Source organism: Desulfovibrio sp. ZJ746 (assembly GCF_011039155.1).
Taxonomy (GTDB): domain Bacteria; phylum Desulfobacterota; class Desulfovibrionia; order Desulfovibrionales; family Desulfovibrionaceae; genus Desulfovibrio.
In genome coordinates this window covers 193528-204925 of record NZ_JAAKEK010000003.1, presented here as the reverse complement: position 1 = coordinate 204925, position 11398 = coordinate 193528, and the positions used below count along the sequence as shown (strand labels likewise).

At 66.0% G+C, this 11398-nt stretch carries 10 protein-coding genes; 3 read left to right on the top strand and 7 right to left on the bottom strand.

The genetic code is table 11. The annotated features are described in order from the left end of the window. The first annotated feature begins 79 nt into the window (after window positions 1-79). Window positions 80-541 carry a transcriptional repressor gene (locus G7Y54_RS06930; RefSeq protein ID WP_165078566.1) on the top strand — a complete coding sequence of 154 codons (462 nt, stop codon included), beginning with the start codon at window positions 80-82 and terminating at the stop codon, window positions 539-541. A 228-nt stretch (window positions 542-769) separates the two neighbouring features. Then, window positions 770-949 (top strand): FeoB-associated Cys-rich membrane protein, encoded by a 180-nt coding sequence (locus G7Y54_RS06925; RefSeq protein WP_165078565.1) that lies wholly within the window; start codon window positions 770-772, stop codon window positions 947-949. Window positions 950-1316: 367 nt separating this feature from the next. On the opposite strand, the gene G7Y54_RS06920 is transcribed toward G7Y54_RS06925, so the two are convergent. Both G7Y54_RS06920 and typA read right to left on the bottom strand, forming a co-directional pair. Beyond that, complete coding sequence (locus G7Y54_RS06920) at window positions 1317-1622, bottom strand: Dabb family protein (RefSeq protein ID WP_165078564.1); 306 nt, start codon at window positions 1620-1622, stop codon at window positions 1317-1319. 41 nt (window positions 1623-1663) lie between these two features. Further along, a complete protein-coding gene (gene typA / locus G7Y54_RS06915; protein WP_165078563.1) occupies window positions 1664-3499 on the bottom strand; it encodes a translational GTPase TypA in 1836 nt (611 codons plus the stop codon). Between the two features lie 278 nt (window positions 3500-3777). On the opposite strand from typA, the gene glpQ reads away from it, so the two are divergent. Continuing rightward, window positions 3778-5160, top strand: a complete 1383-nt coding sequence (gene glpQ, locus G7Y54_RS06910; RefSeq protein ID WP_165078562.1) for a glycerophosphodiester phosphodiesterase — start codon at window positions 3778-3780, stop codon at window positions 5158-5160. A 505-nt stretch (window positions 5161-5665) separates the two neighbouring features. Here the strand turns inward: glpQ and G7Y54_RS06905 are convergent. The 5 genes from G7Y54_RS06905 to G7Y54_RS06885 form a co-directional block, all read right to left on the bottom strand. Further along, window positions 5666-6400: an NTP transferase domain-containing protein gene (locus G7Y54_RS06905; RefSeq protein WP_165078561.1), complete on the bottom strand. Its 735-nt coding sequence runs from the start codon at window positions 6398-6400 to the stop codon at window positions 5666-5668. Continuing rightward, window positions 6397-8043 carry a cytidine 5'-phosphate N-acetylneuraminic acid synthetase gene (locus G7Y54_RS06900; protein WP_165078560.1) on the bottom strand — a complete coding sequence of 549 codons (1647 nt, stop codon included), beginning with the start codon at window positions 8041-8043 and terminating at the stop codon, window positions 6397-6399. The genes G7Y54_RS06905 and G7Y54_RS06900 overlap by 4 nt, the downstream gene beginning before the upstream one ends. Before the next feature lie 18 nt (window positions 8044-8061). Continuing rightward, window positions 8062-9249 carry a DegT/DnrJ/EryC1/StrS family aminotransferase gene (locus tag G7Y54_RS06895; protein WP_165078559.1) on the bottom strand — a complete coding sequence of 396 codons (1188 nt, stop codon included), beginning with the start codon at window positions 9247-9249 and terminating at the stop codon, window positions 8062-8064. Window positions 9250-9279: 30 nt separating this feature from the next. Continuing rightward, the gene (locus G7Y54_RS06890; protein ID WP_165078558.1) at window positions 9280-10362 is read right to left on the bottom strand and encodes an iron-containing alcohol dehydrogenase family protein; all 1083 of its coding nucleotides are present in this window, start codon (window positions 10360-10362) and stop codon (window positions 9280-9282) included. Window positions 10363-10454: 92 nt separating this feature from the next. Next, on the bottom strand, window positions 10455-11333 hold the full coding sequence (locus tag G7Y54_RS06885; protein ID WP_165078557.1) for a DMT family transporter: 879 nt from the start codon (window positions 11331-11333) through the stop codon (window positions 10455-10457). Between the last annotated feature and the right edge of the window lie 65 nt (window positions 11334-11398).

Below are 11398 nucleotides of genomic sequence, written 5' to 3'. Positions count from 1 at the left end.
CCCTTTGGCATCCTGAAGCCGGAGCCCCCGCCGGCGCACCGCGCCTGGCATGAGCCCACGCCAAAGGATCGGAGCAGCCATGACCACACCCGCCACGCCCCTGGACGCGTTTCTCGACTTCATGAACCGGCGCGGGCTCAACACCACGGCCCAGCGCCGCACCATCGCCCAGGCCTTTTTCGAGCTGCCCGGGCACCATTCGCTGGAAGAGTTTTACCAGTATGTCCTCAAGCAGGATGCGGGCATCGGCCAGACCACGGTCTACCGCACCCTGAAGCTCCTCTGCGACGCGGGCCTCGCCACGGAAATCCAGTTCAGCGACAATATCACCCGCTACGAGGTGGCGCGGCCCAAGAGCCACCACGACCACCTCGTGTGCCTCGGCTGCGGCGCCATTGTGGAGATCTGCGACCCGCGCATCGAAAAGCTCCAGCGCGAGCTCGCCGAGGCCGAGGGCTTCAGCCTCACCGGCCACCTGCACAACATGTACGGCTATTGCCGCGCCTGCCGGGAAAAACAGGCCGCGGAAAAACCCGCCTGAACGGCCGCGTCAGGAGGCACACAGCCCCCGCCGGGATGGAGTCACCCGGCGTCTTTCCCCAGCCGCCATAAAAATTGACATTCATTTTCATTTCGTGCAGGATGCAGTCAGCGCTGCGGACCTGCGCCTCTGCGGCCTGCCCGCTGAGGGATATCCCCTGACCTGCGCCCGGCCGCTGTGCCCGGCCGGCGCACACTATTTCCCAAGCGCTCAAGCAAGGAAGGAGCAATGAATATCCAGCTGGCTATCGTCATCATCTGTGTGGCCGTGGCCGCCCTCTTCATGGGGCGCCGCTTTCTGCGCGCCGTTAAAAGCAAGGCCTGCCCGGGCTGCTCCAAGACCAACTGCTGCGACCCCGCCGCCTGCCCGGAGCGGAAACAGATCGAGGAGCTGCGCCCGCGCCGCTAAAGGCGCCCGCTTAAATGCCAAGGCGCGCCGCCGCAAAACGCGGTGCGCGCCTTGGGAGCGCCCCCGTGAAGCGGGGCCGAACCTTTCTTATTGGCTGTGTTATACAAGGCAGTTGACAGATTATTCCTTCATTCCGTCTGGAGCGAAGCGGAAGACGGGTGCTGGTGCCGGAAGAATCCTAAAAAATAAGATTTTTCGGGGCTGGCAAGGAAGATAAAAATTTCCGAAGGGAGTGTACTTCAGTACTCGACCGAGGAAATTTTTCTCTGACGCGGCCAGCGCCGAAAAGGCTGTTTTTGACGGATAATTTCGGCGTTACCCCCGCAGCACAGGCGCACTGTCAACTCACTGGTATAACAAAGCCTTCTTATTCCACCGAATAGTCGAGGGCGTTGCGCGAGGAGGCCACGGCCTTGACCTGTTCCGCGAACTGGAGATGCACCGGGTCCTCGGCATAGGCCTTGAGCGCGGCCATGTCGTCATGCGAGGACTGGAGCACCACCTGCGCGGGCACCGTGCTCGTGGGCTGGATGAGGCAGGAGACCTCCACCGAGCGCACGGACGGCATGCCGTGCAGCATGGCCGACGCGTTGACGAGGTGCTGGGCGTTTTCGGCCGCGCTGCGGCCATGGGCGTGTTCCTTGAGCGTCCACCAGACGATGTGCCGGATCATGGCATCCTCCTGTTTTGAGCCGCAATGGCGGCGGATGTGGCTCAGGCCTTGCCCTTGGCGGCGCGGCCCGCGGCCTGATAGCGCTTGAGCGCGGAGAGCTCGTTCTTGCGCAGCCGGATGGACTTGGGCGTCACCTCCACCTGCTCGTCCTCGCGCACGAAGTGCAGCGCGCGCTCGAGGGTCATGCGGCGCACGGGCGTCAGGATGACGTTCTCGTCCTTGCCGGCCGCGCGCAAATTGGTGAGCTTCTTTTCCTTGGTGGCGTTGACATCGATGTCATTGTCGCGGTTGTGCTCGCCCACGATCATGCCCTCGTACACCGGGTCGCCCGGCTCCACGAAGAGGCTGCCGCGCGGCTCGAGATTGAAGAGCGCGTAGGCCACGGCCGAGCCCGGCCTGTCGGCCACGATGGAGCCGGTGAAGCGCGTGGGGAAGTCGCCGCGCCACTCCTCGTAGCCTTCCAGATACGAATTCATGATGCCCGTGCCCTTGGTGTCGGTGAGGAATTCGTCGCGGTAGCCGATGAGCCCGCGCGAGGGCACGGAAAACTCAAGGCGCACCCGGCCGGTGCCGCTGTTGGCGCAGTTGAGCAGCCGCCCCTTGCGCTGGGCCAGCTTGTCCGTGACCACGCCCATGAAGACCTCGTCGCAGTCCACATAGAGGTGTTCCATGGGCTCGAGCGTCTTGCCGCCGGCATCCTTCTTGAGGATGACCTCCGGCCGACCCACCGAGAGCTCGAAGCCCTCGCGGCGCATGGTCTCGATGAGGATGGCCATCTGGAACTCGCCGCGGCCCTTGACGAGATAGGCGTCCCTGTCCGGCGTTTCCTCCACGCGGATGGCCACGTTGCGCAGGCTCTCGCGCACGAGGCGGTCCTGGATGGCGCGGCTCTGCACGATCTTGCCCTCGCGGCCGGCCAGCGGCGAGGTGTTGATGCCGAAGCGCATGGCGACGGTGGGCTCGTCCACGCGGATGCGCGGGAGCGCCGCCGGCGCCTCGCGCGTGCAGATGGTGTCGCCGATGGTGACATCCTCGATGCCGGCGAGTACCACGATGTCCCCGGGCTGGGCGCGCTCCACGTCGGAAAGGGTCACGCCATCATAGACCTGGAGCCGGCTCACGCGCAGGGGGCGGGGGGCGCCGTCCTCGCCGATGCAGGCCAGCGCCTCTTTGGCGTGGACCGAGCCGTGCATGATGCGGCCCACGGCGAGGCGCCCGAGATAGTCGGAATAGTCGAGATCGGCCACCAGCATCTGGAAGGGCTCGTCCGGGTCGTGGTCCGGCCCGGGGATGGACTCGAGGATGGTCTCGAAGAGCGGGGTCAGGTCCTTGCGCTCGTCCTCGAGGCCGCGCATGGCCACGCCGTCGCGTCCGATGGCGTAGAGCACGGGAAATTCCAGCTGCTCCTCGTTGGCGCCCAAGTCAATGAAGAGGTCATAGACCTCGTTGAGCACTTCCTGCGGGCGCGCGTCCTTGCGGTCGATCTTGTTGATGACCACGATGACGGGCAGCCCGGCCTCCAGCGTCTTGCGCAGCACAAAGCGCGTCTGCGGCAGCGGCCCCTCGGAAGCGTCCACGAGCAGGATGGCGCCGGTCGCCATGGAGAGCGAGCGCTCCACCTCGCCGCCGAAATCCGCGTGGCCCGGCGTGTCGATGATGTTGATCTTGACGCCGTTCCAGTTGACGGCGCAGTTCTTGGCGGCAATGGTGATGCCGCGCTCGCGCTCGAGGTCCATGTTGTCCATGACGCGGTCGTCCACCTGCTGGTCGGCGCGGAAGACGCCGCTCTGGCGGAAGAGCGCGTCCACGAGGGTGGTCTTGCCGTGGTCGACATGGGCGATGATGGCGACATTGCGGAGGGAGGCGTTGCGTTCCATGAAGTGTCCCGGGAAATGAGAGGAAGGAGGCGCCCCGGGCGCGAAATCCGGGGCCGGAGCCCAGTGCGGGGCGCGCCCGCAAGGCCGCGTTTTTTCTAGCCGCGCGCCAGCCCGAAGTCAACCGCAAGGCCGCGGCCGCGCAAAAAAAGCATTGCCGCGCAACGCCGCTTTCGCCTATGCTGGGGGCAGGCCCGCCGGCGACGCGTATCAGTGCCGCGCGGCCGGGCCGCGTCCCCACCGCTCCCCCCTTTTCCCCGGCACTTGCCAGGAGGTGTTCCATGCCCATGCCCCCGGCCCCGAAACTTTTGCAGCGCATTCTTTTCCCGACGCTGCTCCTCGGCCTCTTCTGCGCGCCCGCGCTCGCCGCCGACGCGCCCGCCATGCCCGACAAAACGGCGTCCGACCTCGCCAAGATCCAGGCCGCCTTCGCCATCAACGCCAAGGACGCGCCCGAGGCCGCTGTCACCTATCCGGCCACGCCGCAAAACGCCCCGGCGGAAACGCCCGCCGCGCCCTGCCCTGCGGCCACGCCCGCGGCCGGCGCTGCCCCCGCCCCGGCCGTTGAGCAGGCCGCCCCGGCCCCGGCAGCCGCCCCGGCCGTGGCGGCGCCCGCCGAACTGGCCCCGGCCGCTCCGGACAGCGCCAAGGAGGAGGCCGCCTTCATCGCCAACGCCGAGGACGCGCCGGCGGCCGCCATCACCTACAAGCCGGCGGTGGCCGCCCACCGCGGCGCCAGCGGCTATGTGCCCGAGCACACCCTGCCCGCCAAGACCATGGCCTATGCCCTCGGGCCGGACTTCATCGAGCAGGATGTCATCATGAGCAAGGACGGCGTGCTCATGATCATGCATGACCCGGTCCTCGACACCACCACCGACGTGGCCAGGAAGTTCCCGGACCGCGCGCGCAAGGACGGCAGCTTCTACGCCGTGGACTTCACCTATCCCGAGCTGCGCAGCCTCACCGTGACCGAGCGCTTCAACCCCAAGACCGGCAAGCCGGTCTTCGCGGGCCGCTTCCCCGGCGATTCGGGCATCGGCTTCCAGATCCCCACCCTTGAGGAAGAGCTCAAGCTCATCCAGGGCCTGAACAAGTCCACGGGCGGCAATGTGGGCGTCTATGTGGAAGTGAAGGAGCCCGCCTTCTACGCCCGCGAGGGCAAGGACATCACGGGCGCGGTCATCGCCATGCTGGACAAGTACGGCTACAACAGCCCGGAGGCCAGGTCCATCCTCCAGATCTTCGACTATGACGCGGTGCGCGACGCGCGCATGAAGGGCTGGAAGGGCGACCTCGCCATGCTCGTCCTGCGCGGCGGGCAGCACCTCACGGACGACAAGGCCGTGCACGAGTGGCTGCTCACGCCCGAAGGCATTGCGGAAGTCTCCCGCTACGCCACCATCTACGCGCCCTGGTTCTCGCACCTCGCCGTGCCCACCGAGGACGGCAAGGGCTACAAGGTGAGCAACCTCGCCGACCTCGCGCGCCAGCACGGCATGAAGGTCCATTCCTGGACGCACCGCCGCGACGCGCCCTTCAAGGGCTTCAAGGATTCGCGCCAGTCGCTGGACACGGCCTTCAAGGAGATCAAGCTCGACGGCCTGTTCTCCGACTTCCCCGGCGATGTGGTGCACTACCTCAAGGAGCAGGGCTTGCGCTAAGTCCCGCCCATCCCCGCTAAAACGACGCCCCGCCCCGGGTTTCCGGCGGCGGGGCTTTTTTGCGGGCGTGCTGTTGCGGTGTGGCTGCGGGGTTGCGGAAAGGCTTTGTTCTGCTTGCGAGGGGGTGATGTTGCTGTGCCGCTTGAGTAATGCCGAAATTATCCGTCAAAAACAGCCTTGCTTCAGCCGTTGCGACGAAGGAAGCTACGGATGAAGACAGCAGTTAGTTATCGCAGCAGCCAGTCAACGGAACCGCTGTCGCTCTCCGTAAGGCTCGCAGACTCGCCAACGGCTAGCGCTTCGCTGCTGGCTGCGTCAGAAAAAAATTTCCTCGGTCGAGTACTTAAGTACACTCCCTTCGGAAATTTTTGTCTTCCTTGCCAGCAGCGAAAAATCTTATTTTTTAGGATTCTTCCGGCACCAGCACCCGTCTTCCGCTTCGCTCCAGACGGACTTAAGGAACATCTGCCAACGATTTTGGGTAGCCTAACTTGCAAGAAAGCATTTAAACTGCGCCCTGCTCCCCGTCGCACGCGTCAATGATCTCCCGCGCGTCCATGGCAGGCGAAAGCGGCAGGAGCGCCAGCCGCCGAAAATCCTCCGCGCTGTCCACGTCCAGCTTGAGGTCCGGGCGGCGCAGCCACGGTTCCTCGGGATCGAAGGTCGCAATGCGGTAGCTTCCGGCATTGTCCCAGATGTAGTTCAGGCAATGCTCGCGCTGGGAGGGGAGCTTCGCCCGGCTGTCCAGCTCGTCCAGCAACTCGCGCGACAGGATCTCGGCCCCCAGCCCGTCGGGCCACAGGTTGCCGCGCGGGATGTGGTTATAGGCGTACTCGCAGCCGCCCTTGCGGTAAAACTCCACCAGCCGGTCCACGGCCTCGCCCCAGATGCAGGGATTGTCGGCGCAGACGCGCACCACGAGGCCGGCGTCCGCCTGCTTGGCGGCTTGCGTGAAGCGGGCGAGCACATCTTCTTCCGGGCCGGCCATGACCGGCACGCCCAGGCGTTCAAGGTGCTCGTAGAGCACGCGGTCGAGCTTTGTATCCGGCACGGCCACGATAAGCCCGTCCAGCCGCCGCGCCCGGGAAAGGCGCTGCGTCACCCAGTCGATGATCGGCGTTCCGCGCAAGGTGAGCAGGGATTTCAGCGGCAGCCGGCTCGAGCCGAGCCTCGCCTGCACGATGGCCACCACCTTGACTCCCTGCCTTGGGCCTCCCGTTGCGGCCGCGCTTGCGCTCATGCGCCCTCCTTTTCCAGCTGGTCTTCCATGAGGCCCACCACGCGCGCCTTGTTGGCCGTGAAGTCGAGCCGGTTTTGCCGCTCCCAGTAGCGGGCGCGCCGCTCCTGCTTGAGCAGGGCGAGAAACACATTGCGGATGCGCGTGTCGCCCACCCTGGAGAGCACACCCGCGAAGGCGAAGCCGTTGCGAGGCCGGGCGAAGGTATGCCGCGCCTCGCGCTCGTGGTGGGCGAGCACCATGCCGGGCACGCGCATATGCGCGAGCTCGTAGACCGTGCGGCCGGCCGAGCAGATGGCGAGGTCCGCGCCCTCCATCATCCGGCTCATGACGTTGGTGGCCCAGGTGAATTCGAGCAACGGGTTTTCCAGCTGCCGCACATGGGCTTCCATCTTTTCCTTGTGGGCGTAGCCCGGGCCGGCCACCACGCGGATGGCGATGCCGTAGGCGCGGCAGATGGGCTCGATGATGTCGAGCACGCGGCGCGTGACGTCGTCATGGTCCGTTCCGCCGAAGGTCAGAAGCACCGTGCGCACCCCGGGCCTCAGCGGGTTGCGCCGGGCATTGAGGAATTCGTCGCGCAGGCAGAAATAGTCGGGCCCGCAGCGCACGCGCTCCGTGCTTTCGCTGCTCTCATAGAGGGCGTTGATGACAAGGTCGGCCAGCGCCGCGCCCGGCCCCTCGTCCTCAAAGTTCACGCAGCGCACGCCGCCTGCGGCCAGGCGCTCCATATAGGCGGCCTTGGTGTCGAGGATGTCGTTGACCACGAGGTCGGGCCGCAAGGCGAGCACCGTGTCGGCGAGGTCTTCCCCGCCCTGACGCACCACGCGGTAATCCTTGCGGGCCACGCTCTCCACGGCGAGCTCGCTCTCGCGCGTGCAGACAAAGGTGATCTTGTGGCTCGTGATCTCGTGCGCCAGCATGAGCGCGCGGAAGATATGCCCCATGCCGATGGCCGGGTAGCCGGCCACCACGAAGACCACGTGCCGGCGCTCCAGCAGGCGCTCGCAGATCCACCAGTCCTGGTAGTTCTGGATCTCGATGGCCCGCTCGTCGAGGAAGTAGGGGATGACGCGGCCGGGCTGCGCCGGCACCACGGCCTCGCCCGCGCCGCGCAACAGCGCGAGCCTCATGATGATGAGCGCGCGGCTCTCCACGAGGTAGCTTTTCCCGCCGTCCTCGCCGCCCGCGCCCTCGATGAGGCTCTCCATGGAGTCCCCGTGCTCGCGCCAGATGCGCTGGCGCACGCCGCGCACGGTGACGAGGCTGTCCGCCCCGGCCTCGCGGTAGCGCCGCCACGTGTCCTCCATGTCCACCCAAGTGAGGAGGGGGCAGGAGGCGCGCAGGATGAGGCAATGCTCGTACTCGCGGGCGAGCCCTTCGAGCAGGCCGCGCATCTCGGCCACGATGTCGAGGCTTTTGAAACGCAGGTCGCGGTTCCATGCGTGGCGCACGCCCGCGCGCTCGCAGATGAGCGAGATTTCCTGGCTGTCGGTGAGGACAATGATGTCCTCGCCGGGCGCGCAGGCCCGCGCCGTGTTGATGGCCCGCTCCATGAGCGTCACCCCGGCCAGCCTCTTCACGAGCTGATCGGGGATGACCGCGTTCTTCTTGATGGCCGGGATGACGATGCAGCGCTCTTTCATGCCGCGTCATCCGGCCGCTCAGTCCAAGGCCGCGAGCACTTCCCGGGCAGAGGCCAGCATGTAGTCGAGCTCGGCGTCGCTCATCCAGTGCTGGAAGGGGAAGGAGACCATGGTGTCGAAGAAGGTGTCGGCCTCGGGGCAGTTGGCCTCGCCGAAGCCCAGACGGCGGTAAAAGTCATACCTGTCGAGCGGGATGTACTGCACCACGCATTTCACGCCCTTTTCGTCGTGCATGGCGCGGATGAAGCGGTCGCGCGCCTCCGGGCCCTTGGTCATGCGCGCCACGAGCAGGTGGTAATTGTGGCGCCGCGTCTCCACGCGGTGGAACTGGAGCTCAGGGAAGTCCGCGAGGCCGTCGATGAAGCGCAGGGCGCGGGCCCGCTTTTCGTCGTTGATGGCGTCGATGCGCTTCAAAAGCTGGATGCCGAGCGCGCATTCCACTTCGCCGAGACAATAGTTGTTGGGCATGAGCAGGTCGTCCCCGAGGGTGGGGATGTCCACATTGCCCATGGCCGGCTTCCAGTAGTCCGGCCGCTCGAAGGGGTACGCGCAGTGCCCGTTGTGGCGCAGGGCCGGCACGATGGCGCAGGCTTCGGGGTCGGCCACATAGAGCATGCCGCCTTCGCCCAGGGTGGTGAGGTTCTTGTGGGAATGGAAGGAGAAAATGGCCATGTCGCCGAAGCTGCCCGCCTTTTGGCCGGCCACCTCCGCGCCGATGGCCTGGGCCGCGTCCTCGATGCAGATGAGGCCGCGCTCGCGGCAGAGGGCCATGATGGCCGGCATGTCGGCCACATAGCCGTAGAGGTGCACCACCACCACGGCCTTGGTGCGCGGGGTGAGCGCCTTCTCGATGGTCTCTGCCGTGACCACGCGGGTGAGCGGGTCGATGTCCGCCCAGGCGGGCGTGGCGCCCTTTTTCAGGTAGGGATAGGCCGAGGCCGTAAAGGTGTGCGAGGGGATGACCACCTCGTCCCCGGGCTTGAAACGGCAGAGCTGGGCCGACATCTCCAGCGCCGCGCAGCCGTTCATGGTGGTGAAGCAGGTGCCCTCGGCGACACCCTGGTAACGGGCGAAGGCCGCCTCGAACTCGCGCATGTAGTGCCCCTGGGTCAGGGGGTCGGCATGGCGCATGGCCTCCACCACGGCCGCGATCTCGTCCTCGGTGTAGCGGATGGCGCGGCCGCTGAAATTGATCTTGAGATCCATGGCAGTTCTCCGTGCCGCGGCGACCTGCGGCTACATGCGCTTGAAGCGCTCGATGACGTTCTCGCGCGTGAGTATCTCGCGGTACCTGGGCCCGAGCTTGTTGATGAGCGGCTTTTCGTGGACGATGCTCGCCTCATAGAGGGCATTGTACTGCTCGTCCGTGAGGTTCTTGCAGATGCCCGTGGGCAGGTCGATCTTCTGCCGGGCCATCATCTCGCGGAACACCTTGTACGGCTCGGGATAGATGTCTTCCAAAACCGAGAGCGCGTAGCAGTTGGCGATGCCGTGGTGCATGTGCAAAACCATGCTGAGGCCGGCCGAAAGCGGATGCACCACGCCCACGAAGCCCGCGGCCATGCCGCCGAGATAGGAGGCGATCATCAGAAGCTCGCGGTTATGGTCGCTCATCATGTCTTCGGAGAGGAAGACGCGCTTGCAGAGGTCGATGGCTTTCTCGGAGAGCGAATCCACCACGGTGTTGCGATAGGCGCCGTCCAGGCTCTCGAAGCAGTGCATGAAGGTGTCGATGCCGGTGTAAAAATACTGGTTGCGGGGCACCGTGGCCGTGAGGCGCGGGTCGAGGAGCACCTGGTCGAACATGGTGTAGTCGCTGTTCATGCCGAGCTTCAGGTTTTTCTCCTCGTTGCAGATGATGCCCGTGCGCGAGGTCTCGGAGCCGGTGCCCGAGATGGTGGGCACGGCCACCTTGTAGGGCGCGGGGTTCTTCACGAGCTCCCAGCCCTGGTAGTCCGCGGCCTTGCCCGGATTGGTGAGCAAATTGCCCACGCACTTGCAGGTGTCCATGGTGGAGCCGCCGCCGAAGGCCAGAAGGGCGCAGGGCTTGCGCCCGGCGAGAAAGGCCTTCACGCGGTCGGTGTAGCCGTCCACGCTGTCCGTGGTGGGCTCCTCCGTGGTGTCCACATAGACCACCTCGTCCCATTCCCGGATGGGGAGCTGCTCGCGGAAATTGGTGTTCTCGAAATAATGGTCGAGGAACCAGACGGCCGGGGCGCCCCGCATGGCCTCGCGGCGCGGGGCGAGGATGTCCTGAAGCTGGGCGAGGGCGCCGTCGCCAATCATATAATAGCCCACGTTCTTGGCGTTGCGGTACATGGATGACTCTCCTTGCGGGCCCCATATCTGTGTTTGGGCCCGGTGTTGTTGCCCGAACATACGGCATGGGCGGGCAGCAGGCAAGCGGCTGTTCAGGCGCCCTGCCGCCGGCGCGGGGCCAGCATGACGAGGAGCACGGCCCCGGTGATGAGCGCCACCCCCGCGGCCAGCGGCAGGGTGAAAGGCTCCCCGAAAACGAGGATGCCTACGGCCACGGCGGTGAGCGGCTCCATGACGCCGAGCACCGAAGTCAAGGTGGAGCCGATGCGCCTGATGGCGAGGATGAGGGTCAGGTTGGAAAACACCGCCGTCACCAGCGCGAGCAGGGTGGCCGAGAGGAGCTCGGGGCCCGTGTCGAGCCACTGGAGCGAGCCGCGCATAAGCCCGTCGGCCAAGGCGATGAGCGCCCCGAAAGCCATGATGTAGAAGGTCATGACAAGGCCGCCCAGGTTGGGGATGCGCGCCACCTGGAGGCCAATCATGTAGAGCCCGTTGGAGAGCCCGGACAACAGCCCGAGGCACACCCCCCAGAAGCTCACGGTGGCGGCGCCCGCTTGCGGCCCGGCCACGCTGAGCAGGGCCACGCCGCCGAGGGCCAGCGCCACGGCGAGGCCCACGTTCCAGTAAAAGCGCTCGTGGAAAAAGGCGATCATGATGAGCATGACCATGACGGGATAGAGAAACTGGATGGTGGCCGCGATGCCGCTCGGGAGATGGTAGAAGGACTCGAAGAAAAAGAGTACCGCCACCATGTAGGCGAGGCTCAGGCCGGCGAGCTTGCACAGGTCGATGCCGCGCAGGGCGAAGCGCTCGCCCTTGAGGCGCAGGATTGGCCAGAGCACCAGCGCCGCGATGCTGAAACGGTAGACGAGCGCCGTCTGCACCGAGATGCCGGCCCGGAGCAGGGGCAGGGAAAAGAGCGGGATGAGCCCGAAGGCCGCGGAAGATAGCAAGCCGTAGAGAAAGCCCATCTGGCCTCCGTGCGCCGGGTACGGGGGGCGCCGCAGCCGGCCCGTTCAGTGACGGCCCACTCCCT